Annotated in this window: 23 protein-coding genes and 2 pseudogenes; 9 read left to right on the forward strand and 16 right to left on the reverse strand. The window is 44.7% G+C overall.

The annotated features are described in order from the left end of the window. Positions 1-203: transposase (locus DES37_RS13840; protein WP_146211514.1), on the reverse strand; the 203-nt coding region annotated here is incomplete at its 3' end. A 29-nt stretch (positions 204-232) separates the two neighbouring features. After that, positions 233-646, reverse strand: a complete 414-nt coding sequence (locus DES37_RS13845) for an NmrA family NAD(P)-binding protein (RefSeq protein ID WP_110026239.1) — start codon at positions 644-646, stop codon at positions 233-235. A gap of 418 nt (positions 647-1,064) precedes the next feature. Here DES37_RS13845 and DES37_RS13850 point away from each other — a divergent pair, with 418 nt between their 5' ends. Next, positions 1,065-1,430: a TetR family transcriptional regulator C-terminal domain-containing protein gene (locus DES37_RS13850; RefSeq protein WP_110026240.1), complete on the forward strand. Its 366-nt coding sequence runs from the start codon at positions 1,065-1,067 to the stop codon at positions 1,428-1,430. A gap of 55 nt (positions 1,431-1,485) precedes the next feature. Here DES37_RS13850 and DES37_RS13855 read toward each other — a convergent pair whose 3' ends face one another. Then, positions 1,486-2,076, reverse strand: a complete 591-nt coding sequence (locus tag DES37_RS13855; RefSeq protein ID WP_245930085.1) for a TetR/AcrR family transcriptional regulator — start codon at positions 2,074-2,076, stop codon at positions 1,486-1,488. A gap of 144 nt (positions 2,077-2,220) precedes the next feature. Here DES37_RS13855 and DES37_RS13860 point away from each other — a divergent pair, with 144 nt between their 5' ends. Both DES37_RS13860 and DES37_RS26240 read left to right on the forward strand, forming a co-directional pair. Continuing rightward, entirely contained in the window at positions 2,221-2,961 is a 741-nt protein-coding gene (locus tag DES37_RS13860; RefSeq protein ID WP_110026244.1) for an SDR family NAD(P)-dependent oxidoreductase, read from the forward strand. Continuing rightward, on the forward strand, positions 2,954-3,136 hold the full coding sequence (locus DES37_RS26240) for a hypothetical protein (RefSeq protein WP_146211515.1): 183 nt from the start codon (positions 2,954-2,956) through the stop codon (positions 3,134-3,136). Before DES37_RS13860 ends, DES37_RS26240 begins: the two co-directional genes overlap by 8 nt. A 567-nt stretch (positions 3,137-3,703) precedes the next feature. Here the strand turns inward: DES37_RS26240 and DES37_RS13870 are convergent. Next, the gene (locus DES37_RS13870; protein WP_110026247.1) at positions 3,704-4,645 is read right to left on the reverse strand and encodes a helix-turn-helix transcriptional regulator; all 942 of its coding nucleotides are present in this window, start codon (positions 4,643-4,645) and stop codon (positions 3,704-3,706) included. A gap of 166 nt (positions 4,646-4,811) precedes the next feature. On the opposite strand from DES37_RS13870, the gene DES37_RS13875 reads away from it, so the two are divergent. Next, complete coding sequence (locus tag DES37_RS13875) at positions 4,812-5,828, forward strand: SMP-30/gluconolactonase/LRE family protein (protein WP_110026248.1); 1,017 nt, start codon at positions 4,812-4,814, stop codon at positions 5,826-5,828. A gap of 979 nt (positions 5,829-6,807) precedes the next feature. On the opposite strand, the gene zwf is transcribed toward DES37_RS13875, so the two are convergent. The 4 genes from zwf to aaeA all read right to left on the reverse strand — a co-directional run bounded on the left by zwf (position 6,808) and on the right by aaeA (position 12,456). Further along, positions 6,808-8,277 (reverse strand): glucose-6-phosphate dehydrogenase, encoded by a 1,470-nt coding sequence (gene zwf, locus DES37_RS13880; protein WP_110026250.1) that lies wholly within the window; start codon positions 8,275-8,277, stop codon positions 6,808-6,810. A gap of 82 nt (positions 8,278-8,359) precedes the next feature. Further along, the gene (locus DES37_RS13885) at positions 8,360-8,998 is read right to left on the reverse strand and encodes a TetR/AcrR family transcriptional regulator (protein WP_110026252.1); all 639 of its coding nucleotides are present in this window, start codon (positions 8,996-8,998) and stop codon (positions 8,360-8,362) included. Between the two features lie 579 nt (positions 8,999-9,577). After that, positions 9,578-11,533, reverse strand: coding sequence for a p-hydroxybenzoic acid efflux pump subunit AaeB (gene aaeB, locus DES37_RS13890; protein ID WP_110026253.1), 1,956 nt, complete (start codon positions 11,531-11,533; stop codon positions 9,578-9,580). Positions 11,534-11,541: 8 nt separating this feature from the next. Beyond that, positions 11,542-12,456, reverse strand: a complete 915-nt coding sequence (aaeA, locus tag DES37_RS13895; RefSeq protein WP_110026255.1) for a p-hydroxybenzoic acid efflux pump subunit AaeA — start codon at positions 12,454-12,456, stop codon at positions 11,542-11,544. A 435-nt stretch (positions 12,457-12,891) separates the two neighbouring features. On the opposite strand from aaeA, the gene aaeR reads away from it, so the two are divergent. Beyond that, positions 12,892-13,815: an HTH-type transcriptional activator AaeR gene (gene aaeR, locus DES37_RS13900; RefSeq protein WP_110026257.1), complete on the forward strand. Its 924-nt coding sequence runs from the start codon at positions 12,892-12,894 to the stop codon at positions 13,813-13,815. A 125-nt stretch (positions 13,816-13,940) separates the two neighbouring features. On the opposite strand, the gene DES37_RS13905 is transcribed toward aaeR, so the two are convergent. From DES37_RS13905 to DES37_RS13920, 4 genes are all read right to left on the reverse strand, one after another. Continuing rightward, complete coding sequence (locus DES37_RS13905) at positions 13,941-14,522, reverse strand: NAD(P)H-dependent oxidoreductase (RefSeq protein WP_110026259.1); 582 nt, start codon at positions 14,520-14,522, stop codon at positions 13,941-13,943. Positions 14,523-14,909: 387 nt separating this feature from the next. Continuing rightward, complete coding sequence (locus DES37_RS13910) at positions 14,910-16,451, reverse strand: DHA2 family efflux MFS transporter permease subunit (protein WP_110026260.1); 1,542 nt, start codon at positions 16,449-16,451, stop codon at positions 14,910-14,912. A 9-nt stretch (positions 16,452-16,460) separates the two neighbouring features. Then, positions 16,461-17,639, reverse strand: a complete 1,179-nt coding sequence (locus DES37_RS13915; protein WP_110026262.1) for an HlyD/EmrA/EmrK family protein — start codon at positions 17,637-17,639, stop codon at positions 16,461-16,463. 16 nt (positions 17,640-17,655) lie between these two features. Continuing rightward, positions 17,656-18,114, reverse strand: coding sequence for a MarR family transcriptional regulator (locus tag DES37_RS13920; protein ID WP_110026263.1), 459 nt, complete (start codon positions 18,112-18,114; stop codon positions 17,656-17,658). Between the two features lie 679 nt (positions 18,115-18,793). Here DES37_RS13920 and DES37_RS13925 point away from each other — a divergent pair. Next, complete coding sequence (locus DES37_RS13925) at positions 18,794-19,966, forward strand: MalY/PatB family protein (RefSeq protein WP_110026265.1); 1,173 nt, start codon at positions 18,794-18,796, stop codon at positions 19,964-19,966. A gap of 19 nt (positions 19,967-19,985) precedes the next feature. On the opposite strand, the pseudogene DES37_RS13930 reads toward DES37_RS13925, so the two are convergent. The 3 genes and pseudogenes from DES37_RS13930 to DES37_RS25745 form a co-directional block, all read right to left on the reverse strand. After that, positions 19,986-20,963, reverse strand: a pseudogene (locus DES37_RS13930) (IS481-like element ISVch1 family transposase). Between the two features lie 379 nt (positions 20,964-21,342). Further along, on the reverse strand, positions 21,343-21,603 hold the full coding sequence (locus DES37_RS13935; RefSeq protein WP_110026267.1) for a MarR family transcriptional regulator: 261 nt from the start codon (positions 21,601-21,603) through the stop codon (positions 21,343-21,345). A 166-nt stretch (positions 21,604-21,769) separates the two neighbouring features. Then, positions 21,770-21,958: pseudogene (locus DES37_RS25745) on the reverse strand (GntR family transcriptional regulator); the annotation flags it as partial. 105 nt (positions 21,959-22,063) lie between these two features. Between DES37_RS25745 and DES37_RS13945 the strand changes: the two are divergent. Then, on the forward strand, positions 22,064-22,489 hold the full coding sequence (locus DES37_RS13945) for a GNAT family N-acetyltransferase (RefSeq protein ID WP_110026269.1): 426 nt from the start codon (positions 22,064-22,066) through the stop codon (positions 22,487-22,489). Between the two features lie 59 nt (positions 22,490-22,548). Then, positions 22,549-23,028: a carboxymuconolactone decarboxylase family protein gene (locus DES37_RS13950; protein ID WP_110026271.1), complete on the forward strand. Its 480-nt coding sequence runs from the start codon at positions 22,549-22,551 to the stop codon at positions 23,026-23,028. Between the two features lie 131 nt (positions 23,029-23,159). Here the strand turns inward: DES37_RS13950 and DES37_RS13955 are convergent, their stop codons facing one another. After that, a complete protein-coding gene (locus tag DES37_RS13955) occupies positions 23,160-23,399 on the reverse strand; it encodes an alpha/beta fold hydrolase (protein WP_110026272.1) in 240 nt (79 codons plus the stop codon). 31 nt (positions 23,400-23,430) lie between these two features. Between DES37_RS13955 and DES37_RS13960 the strand changes: the two genes are divergently transcribed. Further along, complete coding sequence (locus DES37_RS13960) at positions 23,431-24,174, forward strand: alpha/beta hydrolase (RefSeq protein WP_110026274.1); 744 nt, start codon at positions 23,431-23,433, stop codon at positions 24,172-24,174. The last annotated feature ends 49 nt before the right edge of the window (positions 24,175-24,223 follow it).

Consider the following 24,223-nt stretch of genomic DNA (forward strand, 5'->3'; position numbering starts at 1 on the left):
GCCGCCAGTTCATTCTCGCGCTCTGAGGAGGTCATCTGTTGCTGTTGTTTACTGCGCCAGTTGTAGAGCTGGGATTCATACAGGCTGAGTTCACGGGCAGCAGCAGCGACACCGATGCGTTCAGCGAGTTTCAGGGCTTCATCGCGGAATTCGGGTGTGTACTGTTTACGGGCTGTTTTGCTGGTTGATGCTGGTTTTGTCATGAGTAATCACCTCTTACTTGAGAGTTTACTCACTTAGTCGCGTGTCCACTAATGCTGGGTAAGATCATGTCGCCATCATCAAGGCCAAAAATATTATAAGAAAAGTCAGACGGGATGAAACGTCGAACTCCAGCCTGGCGGGCTGCCTTGAGTATTTTCAGCTGAGTGTCGACGATGATATCCTTGCCACCGTTCAGCGCGGATACGAAACAAAAAGCCCCCTGTAGTGCATCTACATAACGTTTTTCATTGCGCTCCTGCTGAAGGTCAATCTCAAATATATCAGCCCCTTGTTCTCTCAAGGTTGCCAGCTTACTGACACTCTCCGGGCGCACCAGTATCCTAACCTTTATGTCTTTTTTTCGAAGAAGTGCCTGAGCAATCTCTGCCCCCAGTACACCTGATGCACCAGCCAGAACAACAATCTTTTTTGTATCAGCCATAATAGCCTCTCATTACTGTTTCATGTTGGTAAAATCCAGAATCAATACCCATTCTGGACCGGTCATTGAGTTGGTTCATTTTACCCTATCAAGATATTATGGTATAAAAACCAACACATGTCGGATAACTATAATCGACAACTGTCGGTTTGCAAATTAATTTGAGGTCTGATTGTCTATAAACACAGGTAAAGAGGAAACAGCTGTCTGTGATGTACGTATAGAGCGCACGCGTACACGGTTAGCTGATGCGGTCTTGAAACTTGCAGCTGAATGCGATATTGCGACAGTGTCAGTGACAGACCTTACAAGACTGGCTGGTGTCAATCGCGGTACATTTTACGACCATGCTCAATCGCCAATTGAACTGTTAACTCGAGTATTATCGTGTGAGCTGGACGATGTTCGCAGGGCAGGAATGGCTCAATTACGTCAGGAGGGGCTGTTATTTCGTCATCTGACCCGAAGCACCCTGAGTGGAATATTGCAACACGTACTCAAACATGAAGCAATTTACGCAGGGCAATCATCGAATTATGCCTTACGTATTGTACTTGCTGAACATATTGAACATTCCATGCTCGCTATTCTGGGGGAGGGTTTTGTTAAAGTACCAATGCCTGAAATGGAAACGAAGGCACTTGTTGCCGCCTATCTTGGTCATGGTGCAGTGGGAGCAATTGAGGCCTGGCTTCGGTTACCTCGCCCTCGAAATGAAAGTACACTTTTGTCTTCTATTGAGGGTATGTATCCTTCATGGCTTGCACCAGAACTGAGAGAATAACCATTCAAAATGATGTTCAAGTATGCATCTTCTCAGGTATATGGGTGTATTTTCATCATAATAATTGTCCACTATGGGTATCCAGAACGAGAATTGCCTTCTGAACGATGGCTACCAGTTCTTCATAACTTGCTCCGTCACGAGCCTGCAGAGACAGGCCGCCCTGGACAGCAAGAAAGAAACGAGCCAGACCAGCCGCCTGTTCAGGAAGTAACTCACCTTCTGACACGCCTTTTTCAAACCGTTCCTCCAGTTTTTGTAATGCCTGAGCACGGGCATTGCGGACAATTTTCCCCAGAACTGCATTGCCTTCCTCGCCTACAGAAGACAAAGCCAGCATACAACCTGGTGGATCTTCCGAATTTCCTGCCACCCCATGTATTGCGGGTGAATCCATAAGATAGTGCGTTATTGCTTCACGCAATGTAGCTACTTTATTAAACCTCTCCCATGAGCGTGCCTTATAGTGTTTCGTATAATGCTCAAGTGCTGATTCATACAGTGCTTCTTTAGAGCCAAATGCAGCATAAAGACTCGGTGGAGATATACCCATCGCTGAAGTTAAATCGGTAAGAGACGTAGCTGAAAACCCCTTACGCCAGAACAATCTCATAGCTGCAGTTAGTGCCACATCACGATCAAACACACGCGGCCTTCCCCTTACTTTATTTCTGGGTACTGATGTACCGTTTGATAATATTTTCTTCATCGTTCACTACATAAATTGGTTGATTACAGATGTTATCGATTATATAAGATATGTAGTAATCACTACAATAAGAGGTTTGGTATGTATCAACTGGAAGGTAAACGAGCGCTTGTGACAGGTGCCTCGCGTGGTATCGGTGCAGCAATAGCAGTGATGCTGGCCGAACATGGTGCAAACGTTGCTATTACGTATCAAAATTCTGATAGCGCAGCACAAAATGTGGTGAGTTCCATAGAAGCATTTGGACGCAAGGCATTTGCTATTAAAGCCGATAGCGCAGATGCCCTGGCTGTTTCAGATTCGGTGGAACAGGCTGTTGCACAGTTGGGAGGACTGGACATTCTTGTTAATAATGCCGGTATTGGGCGGCCTAGTTTGTTGGCAGATATGAGCCTGGACCAGATTAACGCATTACTTGATGTGAATGTACGAAGCGTCATTGTCGCGTCAAAAGCGGCCATATCACACTTACGGGACGGAGGTCGCATTATTTCCATTGGTTCGAGTGCGGCCGAACGTGTCTCTGTTCCAGGCATGTCCGTCTATGCAGCGACCAAGTCAGCCTTGCTGGCATTGACTCGGGGATTGGCTCGTGAGCTGGGACCTCAAGGTATTACTGTAAATCTGGTTCATCCAGGGTCTACTGATACAGAGCTCAACCCTGATACAGGCGATTTTGCTGATCACCAACGCGCACTAACTGCACTTGGTCGTTTTGGCAAACCTGAGGATATTGCAGCAGCGGTTGTTTTTCTTGCCGGACCTTCAGCCAGACAGATCACTGGGACTGGAATCGTTGTAGATGGTGGTGCAAATGCTTAGCAACAGCCGAGCTGAACGCGCCTGTACTATCGGCAACATCAGCGATGATTTCGTTAGCGATCGAATCAACGTTGATAAAGCCAGTATGCGTAGTGTGGAATCGACCTTTGGATGGAAGATACCGCTAAATCCACGCTGGACAGCGAATTATACCTTTACGCAGTCTGAACAGTAAAACAATCAGTACTCAGATATTCCATTGAACAAATTACCGAAGAATATGTTCAATCCCCCCCCCAGGACTGGCAGGCAACCCCTGAAGTGCTCTTCTTAAGTCGCCTGAACCTGGGTACCTCGGGGTATCTGAGTTGGACCTCTTGCAAGGGACGCCATCCTATATTCGGTGGATTTAGGTCTGCATTATAACCTGCGGGTCTCTGCAGAAGTGTAGAACGTTCTTGATAAGAGATTGAGTACAATACCGACGATACAGTAGTGGATGGTCGTCGTTTTTCTGTGGGTCTGACCTCTAATTTCTGATGAACCGATTATGAAAGCTCCGGGTAACAGCAGTGTCAAATATTTCAGAGACCGTTTAGCAATCATATTATTCTTGCTATGTAATGGATTACGTATCCAGAAGCCATGATTATGGCGGACCTTCAGCCACCAAGATAACAGGTACCGTGTTCGTATGGGTGAGAAGTGAGAAGCAAGGGGAAAAACATATCTTCTCTGGTCCAATATTTGTCTTGAATTACGTTAAAAAATCTGACAGAGAGTGCTTTTCCGAAAGAGTCAGTTATTTGGGTTCATTGAGCGATGAACCATCACGATATGATATTCGGTGTTCCGACGGGGAAGTACCATAAGTTCTCTTAAAAACAGTACTAAATGCACTCTCTGAAACATATCCCACACGATAAGCTATCTGTTTTATTGATTCGTTACTAAATCTGAGCGCCTTACTTGCTACTCGCATTCTCCATTGTATCAGGTAGTGTATGGCAGTGGTTCCTGTTAATTTTATAAACAAGCGCGCAAATCCTGTACGCGACATCCCCGCTAACGATGCCAGTTCAGCCAGGAGCCAGTTTCTGGCCGGATCTGAATGTATCGCACTAAGTGTGCGCATGATACGAGCATCCAACAGTGCGCCCATCCACCCACTGAGCCCTGCATTTGCTGATATTATCCAACTACGGATACTCTCGATCATGATTAATTGCATCAGATGATTACCTGCTAATAATGAACCCGGGCGCTGGTGTTGGATCTCTTTATGAAGCGTACTCATAAGCCAGCTAAGAGACGATGATGAATCTGAATGGTGATTAATAAATATTACATCAGGCAAGATATCAAGCAGGTAACCCGCAGTGACCTTTTCAACCTCCATTTTGCCCGAAAGTATGACATTATCGTTTCCTCCCAGCTCAGCCATCCCTTGTATAATTTCGTAATGGACATCCTCAAAATGAATGCTTTCAATATCAGGATTTGTTGCCATTATAAAGGGCGAAAAACGAGTCAGAATTACACTATCACCAGGCTCCAGACTCTTCCACCTCTGCTCGTTTTCAAGACGAAACCAGAGATAACCTTTTCTCACATTAATGAACTTCATGCCAGAAAAACCATTATATCTTATAGACCATGCAGGACCACCGCGTTGTCCTATGGTGACATAACTGCGAGCATCCAGAAGTTGTAAGATGTCAGATAGAGGATCATTGGTACTCATAAAAAAGCCTTTGCTACTTTTAACTATTAAATATGTTACTTTCTTTATGTTAAATTAACAACTCTTTAAGTGAGATGAATTAACAACCCATGAAAGCATGCGTATTAAGCAAAATGACTTAACACTACTCAAGTGAGCTTTGCTGAAGCGTTATGAAGGAGTTTTTGTGAATAATAAAAGAATCATTTTTTCCACCCTGCTATTTTTATCCTCCACAATTCAAGTGATGGCGGGTCCAATGCTGGACTATAAAAACAGTGTGATAAATCCTGAAAAAATAACATTCCCAGAGAATAAATTACAAACCGCTCAGGCGAAAATGTGGAAAGTTATAACGGATAATACAACCCTCCTGGAGGGGCCTGCATTTGACATGTTGGGTAACCTGTATTTAACGGATATTTATCATGGCGAAGTATTGAAAGTTAATAAAGAAAAGCAACTTTCTGTTGTTCTTCGTAGCAAGGATTTTTCACCAAGCTCAATTTTGATAAGCAAAAACAATAAGTTAATTATTGCCGCAGTTTCCTTTGATGGGACTAAAGGAAAAATATTTTCAATGAATCCAGATGGGAGTGACATCCGGACTATTGTAAGTTCAGATAAAGGCTTTAAACCAAACGACATGGTTTTTGATGAATGGGGGGGGATATACTTTACTGATGCCAGTGGGAACAGTGGCAATCTAACTGGTGGGGTTTATTATATATCCTCTGACTTTAAGTCCATTAGTCCAGTACTTAAAAATATTAGCGGTGGAAATGGGATCGCACTATCACCCGATGGGAAAACGCTATGGGTAATTGAGTTTTCTGCTGGCGTGCTACATCGTCTTATTATGCAGGATAAAACTCATATACGTGCATTTGGTGAAAACATTGCTTATCGCTTTAATGGACTTGCAGCCGATTCAATGAAAGCGGACAGTGATGGAAATCTTTACATTGCAATGCATGGGCAGGGGCGGGTTGTTGTATTGAACAAAAATGCAGTTCCAATTGGGCAGATAATACTTGACGGACAAGATAAAGGTTACTACCTACGTTCTACAAATCTTGCTTTTCGGCCAGGTACACGTGAAGTTTATATAGTATCAAGTAACGATGAGGAATTAAACACTGGTGGAGGTGTATTTAAATCATATGCCTTTGCCCCATCCTTAAAACCTTACTGGATAAAATAAATGCCATTATTTATAGTTAACTAATCGGTTATTATATTGCCAGTTAGTAATAGTTTATATAAATTTACTACATAACCTCAGGGTGCCCGATACCCGGCACCCGACTTCAGCAGTCCTGTAACAGCCTGTCCTGAGTACATGCTCAGAAAGACTGGGTGGCTGAACGGGATAAAGAACCGGCCGTTATCCAAAAGACTGCGACATATTTAGCAAAGCGCCTAAAATTAACGTTGTCTTTATTGAAAAATATCAGGCTGAGTTTAGCTTCGGGTTGCCCTAAGCGGCTGGTATGCCAGACTCACACGTCGCTATCAAACCCGGCCCGCACCAGAAATCCCGGCATTGAGGGTCTGGATACTGCTGTCAGTCAGGCATTCGCTGAAGCAAAGCTGCGTTATGGTGCACCTCGTCTCACCGAAATACAGCCCTAACAGGTGTCTGAAGTCCAATGTAACGAAAATGAACATTTATTAAGTAACCAACTGATATATAGAAATATAATAGACACTAAAAACGTCAGAAAGTAGCTCTTGTTTATCAAAAAAGGCACATACCGGACTCCATTTTCTACTAATCGATTATTCGGACAACGATTTAGCTGTTACCGTAGTTTTCGTACGGTTACTCATTGAGCCCTATATATTGCAATATTTGATGATACCGTTTGCAACAGTGCACATTAACAATACCTTAACCAAAATGGGGGGCAATAAAGCGTTTTATTGGACGTTTGCCCCCCAGCAGTAGAGGATATCCTTCCAGTGCACCTATACACAGAACCAGAGCACGACTTTTTGACCATTCCCACCCCGTGGGGAATGGTCTTTTTTAACCTTCCAGGCATACCGTTATCTTTCGGGGCAAACGGATAACACAGTGATGTGGTTCGACCGGGAGATCTGGTCAACGGGATTGCTGAATCACTGGCTTATGTCCGGAAAAAGCCAGGCACCGGCTCGATGTTACAGATCAACAATACCTAACTACATTCACTCCATGAATACCCTTCTCTCGTGATCATTGCATCCGAAGCAACAGGTCCCCATGTACCAGCCCGGTAAGGTTTTGGCCGTTCACCATCATTTTCCCAGGCATCGACAATAGAATCGACCCAGGACCAGGCTGCTTCGATTTCATCACGTCTTAAAAATAAAGTCTGCACACCACACATTGCTTCAAACAATATACGTTCATAAGCATCAGCCAATGGCGTTTTACCAAAAGCCTCTGAATAACTCAGATCCAGACTGGTAGTCCAAAGGTGGTGCTTGTGGTCGAGCCCGGGAGTTTTATTGAGGATCTCAATCTCAATGCCCTCATCGGGTTGCAGGCGAATAATGAGCTTGTTTTGCGGCAGTTGCTTAAAAGATGAATCGAAGATATTTATTTGCGGTTTCCGAAAGTAGACGACAATTTCAGAGCATTTTATCGGCATCCGCTTTCCTGTACGTAAATAAAAAGGGACACCAGCCCACCTCCAGTTGTCGATATCCACACGTATTGCTGCAAAAGTTTCGGTATGACTTCCATGATTAGCACCGGTTTCTTCAATATAACCGGGCACTTTCTTATCCTGAACAAAACCAGCGGTATACTGGCCTCGAACGGTTTTATCCCGGATATCATTTTTCGTAATTGGCCTAAGGGCCTTCAACACTTTAACCTTTTCATCACGAATAGCATCCGCTGACAAGTTTTCCGGAGGCGACATCGCAACCAACGTTAGTATCTGCAAGAGATGGCTTTGTATCATATCTTTCAACTGACCAGCCCGGTCAAAATATCCCCAACGCCCTTCAATGCCGATTTCCTCAGAAACAGTAATCTGGACATGCTCAATCGCACGATTATCCCAGTTATTAACAAAAAGGGAATTGGCAAAACGTAGAGCAAGCAAGTTCAGTACCGTCTCTTTACCAAGATAATGATCAATACGGTATACCTGCTTTTCAGTGAAATACTGACTCACAATACCGTCAATATTTTTGAAAGATGAGAGTGAGCTGCCGAGAGGTTTTTCCATAACGACCCGCGATGTCGGATAGTTCAGTTTTGCTTCCCCCAGTCCTTTACATGTCGCATAAAAGGTTGACGGTGGTAACGCAAAATAATAGATATTCTTGTCACCGTTTAGCATTTCACCCAATACTTTGAATCGTGAAGTATCATTTACGTCCAGGTTGAAAAATGCTAAACGGCGACTAAATCCTTCCCAGGTGGCTTTATCGATATCAAAATCGGTGAAACTCTCAAGGGCATCCTTTGCTACCGACAGATAATCCGCATTGTTCCATTTCGCGCGGCCGACACCTATAATACGTGTATCTGCATGCAACAGACCTGCCTTTTCAAGCGAATACAACGATGGCAGCAATTTACGCCGTGTTAGGTCCCCTTTAGCACCGAATATAACAATGTTACATGCCGGTGTTGACTTTTCTGTTATCATGCAACTTCCTTACTCTTAGCAATTACAACTGCAATTAAAAATTACCTAAGAATGACTACTCGATGCTCAGCAGACTATGAGACTACAGGTATCTGTCAGAATATCGGTAAAATGACATAAAAACAGCGATACCATGGTCCACGCGGTTTTCAATTTCGTCATCAGTCAGTTCAGGTTTTACCCCAAGAGTGACTTCAATATTAGTAAATCCAAGCCAAAGTCCCGTTAAATCATCTGCAGCCATAACGGGTTCACATACCTTGACTTCTTTGCGTAGCACTGCTTGTTTGATAAGTGAAATCAACATCTCCTGCCCCCGGCCTGGTCCAGCCTTAAAAAATCTTTCGGGAATTTCAGGGAATTTCAACGCAGCACTGGCAATGAGCTTATCCCAGCCAAGTATTTCACGACGATGGATGAAACTGACATATCCCATGCCATAGAATTTAAGGGCATCCTCAAATGGCATAGCAAGGCTTTGTTTGAATTGTTCATCACTGATTGTAAGATCAGATTCCCGATGAATGACCGCCTCAAGAAGCGTACCTTTATCTCCAAAGTAAGCGTATATCGTCGCTTTTGCTACGCCCGCTGCGGCTGCTATATCTTCAGTTGTCACATCAATTCCTTGTTGGAGGAACAGCTCACGTGCAGCATTTAAAATTGCTGTCTTTTTAGACCAATCCTTGGGTCTACCTCGTCGTTGTGGGGCCGTAGTCATAATGGTACTACCAGGATAGCCGACATCATCAATCCTCCAGTAAGGCTAATGTGTGCAAAAATATACAATTCAGGGAGGTCCGGGGCTCTTGAAAATCAAAAATGTATGGTACTGCCAGTACCGTAAACAAAGTAAAAGCAATATAGTTTCAAGCCCCTAACTGACGGTACTACTTCAGATTAAATACAATGAGTACCGGACCAACAAGCCGGCAGCTTACGGCAATGATCGCAAAAATATGGTCACAGATGTCGGGTCAATCATAACCAGGATGAGAACCTCCATGTAAAGCAAACAATGCATACCAGGGAACCTGAAGAAGTCAGTCAGAATGACAAGAGAAATATACTGTGATTATTTTCCCGTCAAAAACGACGTCATGAAAGAGGCTGCAATCATTAACATACCAGTGAGTATATTAAATAGCAATGTATTCAATCACACAATAGCGATTGTGCTGTTTTTCGAAAGATATCGTTTTCGGCACTCCTGCCAAGGGCAGAAGTTTGCCACTTCACTTTACCCTTGACAGTACCCTTGTCATATTTACAACACACGCATTCCCCTACCGGAGAGATTCTAAATATAGATAAAAGAATCCTCATACTGCTCAAGAAGAACAACCATCCGCTCCAACTTTTGATGCAATGACTGTTCGCCACCCTGACCAGGTGAACCGGTTAAGTAGTCTTTAAGCTCAGACATTAATCTTGTAAAACTCTCTCGTCGTTGAGGGGGTTGGTCAGCTGAGACAAGCCTGCGGGCAATCACTCGTAGATTTGACCGTAGATGTGAGAGCGCCTGACTGTCCTGAACCGAAATGGTTGTGAACTGCTGGTAGCTGAGAATAAGAGTCAGTGCAATACGATATTTATTGATATCCTGGGGGAACAAATTCTGAAGTAAGCCCAGTTGTTGATACATGGCCGGGAGGTGATTCCGATGACGACGACTTTTATCTGACCCCAGAGCAGATATTGCGGAATACATTAATCTATTAAGAATTTTTCTCCCCGTATGCTTTCTTGCATTATCAGGTATCAGTAGAATCACAGCCAGTGCAAGACAGCTTCCGATAATCTGACCGAGGACGTTATCAAGAAATACCGAAAAATGAAAAGCCATTGGCTTGTCGATCGTAACAGCATTCAGGATTCCCGCAAATGCCCCCATTGTACCCAGCTGCCGTTTCTGCAAAAAAAGACCGCAGACAAATGCAACGACGCCCATAGTAAGGCACAATAACGTCATGCTTTGTTGTGTTGCTGGCAATATAATCGTGTAAATCACCAGAGCGACTGGTGCAGCAACTGTCATACCATAGACAAAGTCTTTTGCGACTGCGAGTGGATTAGGGGATCTCATCGCAAGGGCTGTAACAACCCCAAGCAGGATCATACAACTACTCCCTGATGTCCATCCGGTATAAAGCCAGAATAGTGCAGCCGTTGCTGTAGCAAGAAAGGTTCTGATACCGTTAATCATTGCATGACGTGTTTCTGCAGAGCGTGTGGATTTAACGACCTCCCGGCGTAGGATATCTTTCTCAAGAGTGAAAATTCTGGCATTTGATTTTACACCGTTGAGTAATAGCAAATATTCCGTTGCCGCTCCCACCCATCGACTTAGCATGACAGGCTTACTTCCGGAGTCAGCGGTCGTCAGTATATGACGCAGAACTTTCATGCTACTGTGTATGTCATTGACACCTTTAGCTTCTTTCTCAAAAAGCAAACTGTACTGAAGTGGAATAACCCCGGATGTATCGCGCTGCATAAGAAAAATCTCTATAGCATGGGTAATAAGCGTCAGGGACAGGTCTTGAATAGCCGACAGACGCTGACAGGCATTACTCCACCGTGAAGACTCAAGCCTGAGCTGGTCTGTCATGTTTCTGAGTGTGTGGGTTCTACGAACGAGCTCAGCCCAGACAGCGTCAACTTCTTCGCGGTCGTGCTGGCAAACACAAATCCTGAGTAACCGATAATGCATGACAAGAAGAGAATCAGCTTCATTATCAATCGCTTGCTTTATTGAACGTGGTGAGAAAATAAGGTCAGCAAGCATTGTGCATAGAATACCCAGAACAATTTCACTACAGCGCTCAATTGCGTATATGGGGGCCAGAACAAGGTGCCCACTGGACTGGATAGTAACAATGACAGTGAGCGCGGTGTAGCTGGCTGTTGCCATTGCACTGGCATTTTCAATTCTGGCCAGTGATGATAACCATACACAGAATCCCGCCCATATACAGGCCAGTAACATCAGCAGAAAGGGAGCCTGTACGGTAAATATGATTAGCGTCAGGGCAGCTACACTGCCAAAAAATGTCCCTACAATGCGTAAAATGCCCCTGTAACGCAAGGCTCCGGAATATGGATCCCCCCCGGCTGCAAATGCAGTCCCTCCGGCAACAATGCCTGCTGTCATTATCGCCCAACGGGGCATCTCAAGGTTAAGGTAAAAACCGATTACCATTGCTGAAAGAACGGAAAAAGTCAGTTTTAGAGGGAATCTTATATAATCAAACATGTCAGAATTCAGCCAAACTCGTGGAGTCGTTTCAGGAAAGAGGTCAGTGATAATGAATATCCGGGCTGCAGCCCTTTATTTTCGTTAAACACGACTGTTGCCGTGGTGCCGGCAGGGAATGTATTTCCAGGATCTTTGTTCAAACGGATTCGAATGGGTATGCGCTGAGCCAGCCTTACCCATTCAAGATTAGAATTCACCTCTGAGATACCTTTTGTGTCTGCACCGAGGTTTATCGTCGTGACACCGGCCGCGTAACTATCCACAACACCTGACAGAGTGACCGCACTTCCAAGAGGAGTTATTAGGGCTTCAGCACCCGGCATGATAGCGTCAAATTTCGTTTCTTCGAGATAAGCAATAACATAAAAAGAACATTTCTTAACCAGAGTTACACCCTTTTTTCCCCTATGGATATACTCACCCTTGTAGATGTTCAGATTCGTAATCCACCCATCAGCAGGAGCCCTTATCAGGGTCCGTTCAAGATCGATTTTAGCGAGATTCTTAACGGCCACAGATTTTGCCCAATGATATTCACTGGACAGAGCTTCGCTCAACGCCTTATCAAGTGCTTCACGAGAAAGAATTGATGTACCAAGTTTTTCACGCCTGGCAAATTCGTGACGTTTTTCCGCCATAATTGCCGCATAGTAAGCCGATGTTGATTGTGCTTGTTTCAATGCCTGGGTATAACGACTGGCGTCCACTGAGTACAGGATATCCCCCTCTTTAACCATTTGATTATCATGCACATAAACGTCATTTATCAGGCCGCTGACATCAGGAGAAACAGAAACAATATCTGCCGCAAAATACGCATCACGAGTCCACGGTGATTTGGTATAAAAAATCCAGGTCTTGTACACAGCTATAAGGGCGACAAGAGATATTGTCAGAGTAATAGCTGCTCGCAACAGCATGTTAAGTTTTAAATACGACACCCACACCTCAAGTCAATAATCACATAAAAAGAAAATGGTAAGAAAAATCCATGGCATATCCTTGAGAACGGGAACACGGTCAGAGGAGTGTTAAATTATGACATTCCCACACTTCAGGCATGGATAAGAGGCCACACAGAATGAATGGAAGATTGTTTAAATTTCTTAACTAAAGGTCATTTCAACTTTGCATACAGTCATAAATACATTAAGGTTCAGTCAGATTTTCAGTTACTGCTAATGAAGATGATAAAATATAGTTTCAGCTTGTGTTTTATCACGTGATTTATGTAATCAATTGATATAAATCACAAAATTATAGTCAATCATAGACCATGACCGAGAGAGGATAGCGTCCATGCCAGAAAATTATAATCGAAACTTGTCAAACATATTTTTTAGTCAGGATCAATAATGGAAAGGCTGCGAAGCATGGCTATCTTTGTTAAGGTAGTCGAATCAGGTTCATTTACAGAGGCGGCCCGCCAAATCGCATTAAGCGTATCTTCTGTAAGTATTATTATTGCGAAGCTTGAAGATGGACTGCAGGTAAAATTATTAAACCGAACCACACGAAAGCTCTCATTAACGGAAGCTGGGAAAGTGTTTTATCAGGGCTGTAGACGTACGCTGGATGAAGCTAAGCAAGCCCAGGAAGACATGTTTGCATTTCATAACAACCCGGTGGGCGTTTTACGCATTGGCTGTTCACCCACAATGGCACAATATGTACTCACACAGATGAGCACACAGTTTCTCAGTGAATTCACTGGACTAAGTCTTAACCTCATGACAGGAGTTCCTGCCCCAGACCTTATCGCTAACGGTCTTGATCTGATAATCAGATTTGGTGAACTGGAAGATTCAGGATTATATTCTAAAAGAATTGGTATAATGCCCATGGTCATTTGCAGTGCCCGGGGTTATCTTATTAAAAATGGCAGGCCGGAGTCCCCTGACGTTATTGATAAATTTGACTGGCTTGAATACTGTGTCAAGCCAGATAATATTATCACACTAATATCCCCACAAGGTCATAGTATCTGTCTTTCCCCGGAAGGACGTTTTTCTACAAATGATCCAATTGCACTTATTAACTGGCTAAAATTAGGAAATGGACTAGCTTATGTCCCTTTACCCTGGATACTGGAAGAAGTCCGAAAAGGAGATATAGAGATTCTGTTTCGTGAGTACAAAGCAGAAGTACGCCCTGTATACGCCCTTCATGCTGCAAGAGGCAGGCTCTCTGTCAAGGTGAAGTCCTGTATTAACTATCTCATCACCTATTTTTCTCATATAGAAAAAGAGTGTGTAGAACTAATGTCATTACATAAATAGAATAATACCCAATGAGTAGCCACCTTCAGCAATAATGAATACCCTTAGGTGCCGTCTGGACTTAACAGAATACTACCCTGCAAGAGTTTTCTTAAATAAAAAGCCCGTATTCGGGCTTGAAAATTTTAAGAAAACGTGCCTTCCAGATGTTGTCTAAAACGTTTAATCTCATTATCTACATCTGGAGCTTTAACCACATCATTTGTGATAAATGTAGGTAACGGTTTCATTCCCAAAAACTGATTCGCCTTATGAAAATGCAGATAAACACCGTCAACACCCATGCCTTCAAAGAACTGTTTCGGATCGACAAATGCTTCCAATGGTGCGTTCCAGGTCAGTGAAAGCATGTATTTCTTATCATTCAAAAGCCCGCCAGATCCATATTTCTGAGCAGCGTCAGTGCGCGTACGACCATCACTTTCATACAGGGAACCATGACCCGCGGTAAACACCTCATCGATCCATTTTTTAACGGTCCATGGTTCACCCATCCACCAACCCGGCATTTGATAAAGCAAAATGTCATTATCAAGAATTTTTTTAATCTCAGTCTGAGGATCAAAATCACTGTCAGCATCTGTCACAGACACATGGTGCCCCAGATGACTTAAAACCTCTTTTGCAGTATGCACATAAAGTTTGTTCAGTTCACCTTTTGCAAAATCAAAACTTTTGGCACCATTGATAATCAGGATGTTACTCATAAATCACTGCCTTTTCATAATATTGAGGACATAACAAAATCTATCCATTTACCCTTAACAACCCGATAAGCTGGATAAAAAAACAATTAATATACTCATCAGTATATTAATTAAATGGTGTGCCGACAAGAGTGATTCATGCTCACCACGTGAGGCACCCCTCTGCCTAAGAGGTAAAATTACAGGCAACCAGATGTCAGGTGCATATCCCTGCATACCAGAACAGCGGTTTTTCGATAAACAGCCCCCACCATCCACCAGTTTTGCAGACAGGATAATGAAGATGTGAAGAACCTGAATTGGCGGGATGAAGGATTTTCGGTGGTGGGGAATGGTAGTAGTACCCTCCCCATGTAATGCAGTCTGACTTACTACAAGACAGTCATATTAATGCCCTGACACGGGAGATTCGTTTGATAATTTTGGCTTCACAAATGGTGGACGGGTAAACCAGATAATACCGATGAGCCCCAGAAACCCCCACCCCAATAGCCAGAAGTAATCAATAGTTGACATCATGTAAGCCTGTGTCTCTATGGTTTTGTCGACCATTGCGAAGTGTTGTTCACTCGGGCCACCTAGTTTATTCAGATAGTCCAGCGTTTCCGGACTGTAGCGTGAAACATTTTCCGTCAGATTTGCGTGGTGAATAATTTCTCTCCGTTGCCATATCCATGTGGTTAATGACGATGCAAACGAGCCCCCCAGTACTCGGAAAAACGTAGCCAGACCGGATCCCTCAGCAACTTCACTACCATTAAGATTCGACAGAACAATAGTGGTTAATGGCATAAAGAAAAACGCAACACCTATACCCATAAACAATTGCACACTGGCTATAGTGTTGAAGTCGACATGTGTATTGAATTGCGCGCGCATCAGGCAGGAGGCTGACATGGTCAGGAATGAAATCGTCGTCAGGATTCGCAAATCGACGCGTGTGGCATACTTACCAATAATCGGTGTGAGCAACAAGGGTAAGAACCCCATCGGCGCAGCAGCCAATCCTGCCCATGTTGCTGTATATCCCATCTGTGTTTGCAGCCATTGAGGCAAAATGATATTGATGGCGAAGAAAGCTGCATAGCCCAGCATCAATGCCAGCGTACCGATAGCAAAATTCCGGTCTTTAAACAAGCGCAAGTTCACTATTGGGTGACGCTCATCCAGTTCCCAGATAACAAACGTAATCAGACTTATCGCAGAAACAATTGACATCACCAGGATAGGGGTAGACGAGAACCAGTCTTCGTCGTTGCCTTTATCCAGTACAACCTGTAACAGGCCCACACCAAGAACTAACAGCGCAATGCCTATATAGTCAATGGGGAGAGACTGTGTTTCCTCCTTACGGTCACGCAGTTGTGACCAGACCGCTACTGCAGCAAAGATTCCTATAGGCACATTGATATAGAAGATCCAGGGCCAGGAATAGTTATCCGTTATCCATCCCCCCGTAATAGGACCAACTATAGGAGCGACAACAGTGACCATAGAGAGAAGAGCCAGTGCCATGCTCCGTTTCATTGGCGGAAATATCACAAGTAGCAACGTCTGACACATTGGGAACATCGGCCCGGCAAAAAAGCCCTGTAATGCCCGAAAGATAATAAGCTCTGTCATACTGTGAGCTAAACCGCACAAGAACGATGTCAGCGTAAAAAAGACAACGGAGCCTATAAATAATTTCAACTGACCAAATTGCCGGGTAAACCAGCCCGTAAGTGGGAGAGCGATCGCATTGCATACGGCAAAAGAGGTAATAACCCAAGTGCCCTGGTCTGAACTGACTCCAAGGTTACCTGAGATTGTAGGTAACGCCACATTCGCGATAGTCGAGTCCAGCACCTGCATAAACGTTGCCAGTGACAAAGCCAGGGTAGCGAGAAAAAGGTTGGGGGGAGTAAAGGCCGCTTTTTGTTCTGACATTATGCCTCTTTAGCGCTCGACAGCGTTTACAGCACGACTGTTATCGTAAAGGATCTGCGCAACCAGTTTGTCCGCTTCAGCCATGGGTAAATCATAGACATCAGTAGTGAAACGAGGCGTTTCGACCGTTTCCTGGGGCAGTAAATGTCCTGCTTTATCGCGTATATCGACCTTAACATCCATCGACAGCCCTATACGAAGAGGATACTTCTCTAAATCCTTAGAGGTAAGAACAATACGTACTGGCAGGCGTTGAACAATCTTAATCCAGTTGCCACTCGCGTTCTGTGCAGGCAAAAGTGAAAATGCGCTACCTGTACCAATTCCCAAACTCTCAATCTGACCGTGATATTTTACCTCTTCACCATACAGATCAGCACTCATAGTGACTGTCTGACCCAGACGCATATTTTGCATCTGGCTCTCTTTAAAATTAGCATCAATCCAGACCTGATTAAGAGGAACGACAGAGAGCAGTGTTGTTCCTGATGTTACCCGCATGCCAAGCTGAACGACGCGTTTTGCTACAAAACCACTCACAGGTGCGAGGATGGTCGTACGAGCATGATCCAGATAGCGTTGACGAAGTGTGGCAACAGCTGTCTTAATTTCTGGATGACTGTTGATAACCGTATCATCCACCCTCGCCAGATTCGTTTTAAGCGCCTGTTCCGCTGCAGCCAAATTACTTTTTGCGGAAGTGACCGCATCCCTATAATGAGCAAGATCCTCGGCGGAAATGGCCCCGGAGGCAAAAATTTTCTTTCTTCGGGAAAAGTCACTTTCCGCCGTTTTCAACTCCACTTGTCTGGCTGCGACCTGTGCGCGGAAATTGTCAGCAGTGCTATACAAACCGCGAACCTGGCGTACGGTGTTGGCGAGGTTAGCCTCGGCTTGTTGGAGGGCAATTTCTGTATCACTGGGGTCGAGCATCACCAGAGGCTGCCCTTTTTTGACAAAGTCACCGTCATCGACGGTTATTTGGGTAACAGTGCCAGCTATTTGCGGCGTCAGTGTCACTAAATTTCCGCTAACATAAGCATCATCGGTACTTTCATAGTAGCGAGCATATAACAGATACCAAGCCAGAACTCCGGCAAAGAGCAAAAGCAAAATAAGCGTCAGGATAAGTAAATTGCGTTTTCTTCTTCCCGAACGAGTCGGAACAGTATTTTTATTCTGAGACATTATGCTGAACCTTAGCTTAATCGTGATGCCGGGCGGTGAAATGATCGGGAAGTAGTTTGAGTAGTAATGTCATTAACTGATTCACTTCATCCTGTGTCAAATTAGCTGTAAGATCACTGAGAATTGAAGTCATGGCTTCATTCTCGAAGGTTTTACACAGCATTATTCCTTTCTCCGTTAGCCCGAGTAGTACCTGACGCTTGTCATTGATATCTGGATGGCGCTCAATCAGCCCACTCTTGACCATTCTGGATATCATTCGACTCATTGCCCCCGTATCCATCTGCAAATGCTTGCAGATCTCTACTGGCGTAATAGTCCCTTTATATATATTTATCAGTACCTTGAACTGTGCAGCAGTTACGCCTACGCCAGAAAAATAGTGGCCAATGAGCTGATCTTTGTACTGGTTAGTCAGGTGAAAGAGAAGCGCAAGGTTAAGGTTAAGAGTTTGTGGATATTCTTTAATATGCATTATATCTGCCTAGTCAGTAATTAGGATGAAAATAGATGACCAGGCAGTTATTGTCAACGAATTGATAAGCTGAAGACACATTTTGACAAACCACTCTACAACAGAATCGGGCATCCTGATGCCTACCCAGCATTAGTGGATACACGACTCAGTGAGTAAGCTCTCAACCAGAGGTGATTACTCATGACAAAACCAGCATCAACCAGCAAACAACGCTATGGTGCTCCACGCCATGCTGATTAGTTGCCTGAGTACAACATCAAAACCATCGCAGCCAGTTTGCGTCGTCAGGGATTACGGGCGAAATTACGTGGGTAGGATCACCTTAAGACTGATAGATTAATGTGCTATTCTGCCAAGGTATGACCCCTGAAAAATAAATTTTACAGTCATCTTCATACTGGACTTACATCTACAATTCAGAATGAAATAAAATTTTTGATTGCTTACCTAAAATATGAAATTACACCTGATGTAGTTAGTGAACGCCTGTAATCTGTTGCTTTACAAGGCACCAGTAGTTCTCGCTGGAAACGAGGGACTCACTAAATAGGCTTAAATAATTTTACTTAGTAGTGAATTCCTGTAAAGCAGGGATAAATGGGTGATAAACTCATATTGTTTATTGCATTCAAATAAGCAGGACAAAGCATCATGTCTGTTTGTGAGAAAGGTGAAAATGGAAGAGAAGAAAAGCATTTTTGACAAAATAATTAACCGGGCCGATTCCGCGTCAATTAAATGGGGGCGATACCAACAGCATGACATTATTTCGTTCGGCACAGCTGATATGGACTTTGAATCTCCGGCGTGTATTCGTGAGGCGTTGATAAAAAAAGCAGAGAGCGGCCTCTATGCCTACGAATATAAACCTGAGGGATATTATCAGGCTGTCACTGGCTGGTTTAGCGAGCGGTACAACTGGAAGATTAGACAAGAATGGTTGACTAACTGTCCCGGTATGTGGGCTCTACTTTCTCTATGTCTACAAGCGTACACAATGCCTGGAGACAAAGTACTAATCCATGCCCCGCATTTTCATCCTGCCATCAGTGTGATTGAAGGGGCCGGACGGAAGGTTGTCACCCAACGACTGGATTTCGACGGCGCAGGGTATCGCTTTGATCCCGAGGCTTTTGAAACCATCCTGACCGCAGAGAACGTCAGTTTGTTTTTTCTTGTGAATCCACATAATCCTACCGGGTATTTGTTCACACGGAACGAGCTCATGCGGATTGCCGATATCTGTGACCGGCAGGGTGTCATGGTCGTCTCCGATGAGATCAACAGTTACCTCATCTACGATGATGCAGATTTTGTTCCTTACGGCAGCATTTCCGACAAAAGCAGAGGGAACTCAGTGACGCTCACTTCACCGTCCAAAGCATTCAATCTTCAGGGACTAACGTATGCAATCGGTATCATACCCAACAAAGAACAGTGGGAGAAACTGGAGCAGGTGCGGATTGGTATGGATTTTGATTTCGCTACCAACATTTTTAGCATCGAGGCCACAGCAGCAGCATACCGCGACGGAAAAGAGTGGCTGTTACGCCTCAATCGCTACCTGCAGGCAAACCTGGATTATATGGAGTCATACATTAAAGTTAACTTGCCGCAAATAAAACTCATCCGCCCAGGGGGAGGATATATAGCCTGGCTGGATTTTCGTGAACTCGGTCTTACGCCGGATACACTCAGGCAAACTATCCTTGATAAAGCTCGGGTTGGTCTGACATGGGGAGAAACGTTCGGGCAAGAAGGACATGGATTTGAACGTCTCAATTTTGCCTGTCCAAGAGCCACGTTGAAGGAGGGACTTGAGCGTCTTCGACTTGGGTTATCTTCTTAGATACAATAATATGTGTGATTCATAGAGATGGTTTCAATTTTCTTAGCTGAAGATCGAGCTTGTAATTCTGCTCTTGAAACCGCTCTTTCTTGATCTGGTAGTTCTGAGATACCTCTTCAGACAAAGGGGTTTGATCAGATATCTCAGTAATCCTGTCTATCGGGGTTAGCCCATTTAACGAGCTGTGGGGCCGTTCCCAGTTGTAGTAGTGTTGCTATTCAGCTAGTAACAGATCCAGTTCTTCCAGCCCCACAGAGACATCTATGGTCGGATAGAATTCACTTTTATCTGTTTTCTGCGAGCGTTCCACTTTGCCATTCAAGTGAGGTGAGCCAGGCTTATTTGGGCGAAACTTGATCCCATAAATCATGAGTTGTTTCTGGACCTTCTCAGCAAAGAATTCACGCCCTCTGTCCGTCTGAATACGCTGGATAGGAAATGGCATCTCTTCCACGACACAATCGATAAAGTCGACTGTATTTGCTGCTGTGCGCCGAGAGTAGCACCTTAGAACTCGATAGCGAGAGCAGTCATCAATAGCTGTATATTGGTAAATTCCAGGCGCTATTTTACAGGTGTCCATCTGGACTCTATCACCCGGAATTGGGCGCTCATATCTTTGGAAATCTTTTTTGCGCCGGTAAGTTACGATGGGTTTGACTGATGCTTCGGATAAAACTTTATGGAGTGTCGCGGTGCTTAGGTGTATTTGGTGAAGTCGAATTAATTCCGTTTGTAAACGCCGCGCCCCTAAATTGCGTTTCTCACGTATCGTAAGGATCAAGGCTCTTAGCTCATCAGTGAGTTTGGTATCTGGAGATGAATGAGGGCGTCTGCTCTGACTTTCCCGACCAGCGATTCCACACTGCTTATATCGCTTAGCCCACTTGCGTAATGTTGGTCTAGAAATACCACAACGTCGACATACGAGGCCTGCATCACCACATTCCTCATACATTTTTACCCACTGTAGTCTTTGCTGGATTTCTCTGTCCATAGATACCCAGTATAGTTGAAAGGATGTCTATGAATCACACAAATAATAGTTAAGGTTTCTTCTGACCCAGACAGTCCTTCACTCTTAAATAAAGAAGGTCTGTCGTTTTACACTCTGGGATATTTGACAAATACTGTAAGAGTTATTTTTCTCTTACAGTACCAGGGTACACACGATTTTTGCCACATATCTCTCAGCCCGTTTCTTTTTTGATGAATCCCGGTATAAATATTTATGCTCAAACTCTGGGGCAGTAATCCTCCCTGTAATGAATACATCAATCAGGTTAATTATCTCGATTTCATGTGAGTTAAAAAACATTGCCGTCACCTGTGAGACTTGTTATCCAGGTATCGAATACATGTCATCGAAATTAGGGTCAATCGTTATGACGTTGCTCACTGATACTTTCCAATAACTGGTGTCCCTTAGCGGTTACCCGGTAGAAAGGCATAGAGGGATGTCCGCTGTCTTCAATATTAACGAAACCTTCTTTCGCCAGATTCATTACAATGTTCACCACGTTACTGAATCCAGGAATCCCTCTGGTAGAAAGGGTACGATCCAGATTCATCCAGTTCCAGTCACGTTGTTTGCTGGCCATAACTTTTAGTACGTTGAGTTCAATGTCAGTAATCATCACTTGCATCCGGGTGGTATAAATCTTCGAAATTTCCTTTGAGCCTGTAATCTTCCAGTGTGGCCGTGTGAGCATGATTCCAGAGATCATACGCAGCACCAGCATCTTCTGGCTCTCCATATTCCCAACCTAAATTACAGTACCGCTGATATTCCCTGCACTCATGAGTGTATTTCGCGCCCTGGCTAACAAAATACCCTTCACCAGTCAAAATCTCATATGCTGCTTCCACCGTTTTACGCGCTACCTGTAACTCACTTGCGAGCACACGAATTGCCGGTACACGCTCACCGGGTTTTAACCGCCCATCCAGAATTTGCTGGCGATAGCGCCTGTAGATCTCTTTATATCCCATCATCGCCCTGAATGTCCTACTTGCTTTGCCTGATTTTGACCCTTTTTAACCAGACATACCAATTTAAAATACTGTCATCAACTCAATAAACCAGTACAAGCCAGGATGAGAATTGCACATTACGACACACCAGAAGAACTCGCCCACTGTTATGCACTGATGTGCAAACTACGCAGCAAGCTGAAGAGTAAGGCCGAGTTTATCAGCCAGGTACAACGCCAACAGAAGCAGGGTTATCGTCTGTCTGGCATGGAACAAAACGGCAAACCAGTAGCGCTGGCAGGTTACCGCCTGCTGGAAAATTTTATTCATGGCCGCTTTTGCTACATCGACGATCTGGTAACCGCTCCGGCAGCCCGCAGGCAAGGTGTTGGTGCAGATTTGCTGCATAACCTGGCAGTCATCGTCCGTGAATACGGCTGCAGCCAGATAGTGCTTGATACCGCCATCAGCAATACCCAGGCTCAGGCGTTTTATCAATTCTCTGGTTTCAGCGCACCTGGCCTGCATTTTTATCGGGAACTCAACTGATAAAGAAACCGTTATATACGGCACACCTTTAACTGTTTACTTTAAAATAGGAACACATCATGTCGTCACGCGTTGATCATTTTCAAACAATCCCTGCACTCATTAAAATTCTGGGCGATGCATCCGTGGCATCAGGCAAAAACATTCTGGACAAAAAGCTCCGTCATCTGATGGATATCCGGGCTTCACAATTGAATCACTGTGCGTTCTGCCTTGATATGCACGTTAAAGAAGCAAAACTACACGGTGAGCGTGAGCTGCGTCTGTACCATGTCGCAATTTGGCGTGAATCCCCCTTGTTTACTGCTAAAGAGAAAGCGGCTCTGGCACTCACTGAAGCGCTGACCCGCATCGATAACCATGGGGTAAGCGACGCGCTTTACAGTGAGTTAGCTGAGCATTTCACGCAAGAGGAAATTTCAGCGCTAACCTTCAGCATTGCCATTATTAACGCCTGGAACCGCCTGCAGATATTGTCACGGGCAGAGCCAGGATCACTGGATAGTGCTTATGGGCTGGATCGGGCTGATTTAAGTTAACGTTTGTCCGCCAGTGGGTTCCCTTGCTGGCGGTTTTCTATCAACACGGCTTCCAGCAAACTTACACCGGAGCAGAAGTGTTAATTTAGCTCTGATCCAGCATGACCTGAAACCGTTTATCGCTGAGGCGCCTAATCTACCTGTTTTACCACTCCCGCGGCAAAGCCAGCTATCAGGGAGGCAAGGATTTCAGGCACTTCCAGTGGCAACAGGTGCCCGGCACCGGGAATAACTTTCAGAGTGGCCTCGGGTATCCGGGGCAGGAGTTCTTCTTTGAGTACATTGAGGCGCTCTACTTTATCCTGGTCCCCAGATATCACCAGAGTGGGTACGTTAATTGCGGTTACCCAGGCCGTTATATCTTCTCGCATTGCTTCGTCAGGCCACGCTTTTTTGGCGTGAATGCTTCCCTTAAGGCGTGGTTACGGCAACTCTTCCCGTCCGCCTGAAATGGAGCAACCTGCGAACCAGAACCTGCCTCTTGTCAACACCGATACCGGTGTGGCGGACCTTGCGCGGGTAGTCGACTATGTGCTCAACAAGTGCTGCCTGGACAAAACCATAGTCTTCGGTATGTCATGGGGTGGAACTGTTGCCGGTGCGTATGCCAGCAACAACAATGATAAAGTTCACAAACTGATTCTGCTTGCACCGCAATGGCTGAGTGACCGGCCAATTCCTATAGATACTGGCGGGCATCTTGATGCATGGCGTTTGGTGCCGGTGCGTGAAAGCAAGGCGCGATGGCTCAATACAGCACCGGAGCACGCCCGCCAGTCACTGGTACCAGAAGGCTGGTTTGAACAATGGGCGGATTTCACACTCTCTGAAGACCCATGGAGCCAGCAATGTACGCCAGACCAAATCAGAGCGAGTAATGGCCCCATTCAGGATATCCGGGACTACTGGCTTGCCGGACGAGCCTATTACTCGCCGGCCAACATTCATGTTCCTGTGCTACTTATTCATGGCGAGTGGGATATCGATGTACCCACAGACCTGATGCAGGCTCTGTTTGCAGAGCTAACCAATGCAAGGTACCGGCTGTGGGTTGAAATCAGTGAAGCAACACATCTTCTGTTGCTGGAGAAGAACCGCCACCTGGCTTTCCAGGCAATAAAGAGCTTTTGTGAAAGTGAGTTTTAACCGGAAACAGCCAGGCTGGTTGGCCGGGCATCCTGTTCGTAATCTCTGA

The sequence above is a fragment of the Mangrovibacter plantisponsor genome, assembly GCF_003182475.1.
Taxonomy (GTDB): Bacteria; Pseudomonadota; Gammaproteobacteria; order Enterobacterales; family Enterobacteriaceae; genus Mangrovibacter; species Mangrovibacter plantisponsor.

Excerpts from the sequence above, each read along its gene's own strand:
- DES37_RS13845 (WP_110026239.1), bottom strand. The coding sequence starts at position 646 with ATGGCTGATACAAAAAAGATTGTTGTTCTGGCTGGTGCATCAGGTGTA.
- DES37_RS13850 (WP_110026240.1), top strand. The coding sequence starts at position 1,065 with ATGGCTCAATTACGTCAGGAGGGGCTGTTATTTCGTCATCTGACCCGA.
- DES37_RS13860 (WP_110026244.1), top strand. The coding sequence starts at position 2,221 with ATGTATCAACTGGAAGGTAAACGAGCGCTTGTGACAGGTGCCTCGCGT.
- DES37_RS26240 (WP_146211515.1), top strand. The coding sequence starts at position 2,954 with ATGCTTAGCAACAGCCGAGCTGAACGCGCCTGTACTATCGGCAACATC.
- DES37_RS13870 (WP_110026247.1), bottom strand. The coding sequence starts at position 4,645 with ATGAGTACCAATGATCCTCTATCTGACATCTTACAACTTCTGGATGCT.
- zwf (WP_110026250.1), bottom strand. The coding sequence starts at position 8,277 with ATGATAACAGAAAAGTCAACACCGGCATGTAACATTGTTATATTCGGT.
- DES37_RS13885 (WP_110026252.1), bottom strand. The coding sequence starts at position 8,998 with ATGACTACGGCCCCACAACGACGAGGTAGACCCAAGGATTGGTCTAAA.
- aaeB (WP_110026253.1), bottom strand. The coding sequence starts at position 11,533 with ATGTTTGATTATATAAGATTCCCTCTAAAACTGACTTTTTCCGTTCTT.
- aaeA (WP_110026255.1), bottom strand. The coding sequence starts at position 12,456 with ATGCTGTTGCGAGCAGCTATTACTCTGACAATATCTCTTGTCGCCCTT.
- aaeR (WP_110026257.1), top strand. The coding sequence starts at position 12,892 with ATGGAAAGGCTGCGAAGCATGGCTATCTTTGTTAAGGTAGTCGAATCA.
- DES37_RS13905 (WP_110026259.1), bottom strand. The coding sequence starts at position 14,522 with ATGAGTAACATCCTGATTATCAATGGTGCCAAAAGTTTTGATTTTGCA.
- DES37_RS13910 (WP_110026260.1), bottom strand. The coding sequence starts at position 16,451 with ATGTCAGAACAAAAAGCGGCCTTTACTCCCCCCAACCTTTTTCTCGCT.
- DES37_RS13915 (WP_110026262.1), bottom strand. The coding sequence starts at position 17,639 with ATGTCTCAGAATAAAAATACTGTTCCGACTCGTTCGGGAAGAAGAAAA.
- DES37_RS13920 (WP_110026263.1), bottom strand. The coding sequence starts at position 18,114 with ATGCATATTAAAGAATATCCACAAACTCTTAACCTTAACCTTGCGCTT.
- DES37_RS13925 (WP_110026265.1), top strand. The coding sequence starts at position 18,794 with ATGGAAGAGAAGAAAAGCATTTTTGACAAAATAATTAACCGGGCCGAT.
- DES37_RS13935 (WP_110026267.1), bottom strand. The coding sequence starts at position 21,603 with ATGATTACTGACATTGAACTCAACGTACTAAAAGTTATGGCCAGCAAA.
- DES37_RS13945 (WP_110026269.1), top strand. The coding sequence starts at position 22,064 with ATGAGAATTGCACATTACGACACACCAGAAGAACTCGCCCACTGTTAT.
- DES37_RS13950 (WP_110026271.1), top strand. The coding sequence starts at position 22,549 with ATGTCGTCACGCGTTGATCATTTTCAAACAATCCCTGCACTCATTAAA.
- DES37_RS13955 (WP_110026272.1), bottom strand. The coding sequence starts at position 23,399 with ATGCGAGAAGATATAACGGCCTGGGTAACCGCAATTAACGTACCCACT.
- DES37_RS13960 (WP_110026274.1), top strand. The coding sequence starts at position 23,431 with ATGCTTCCCTTAAGGCGTGGTTACGGCAACTCTTCCCGTCCGCCTGAA.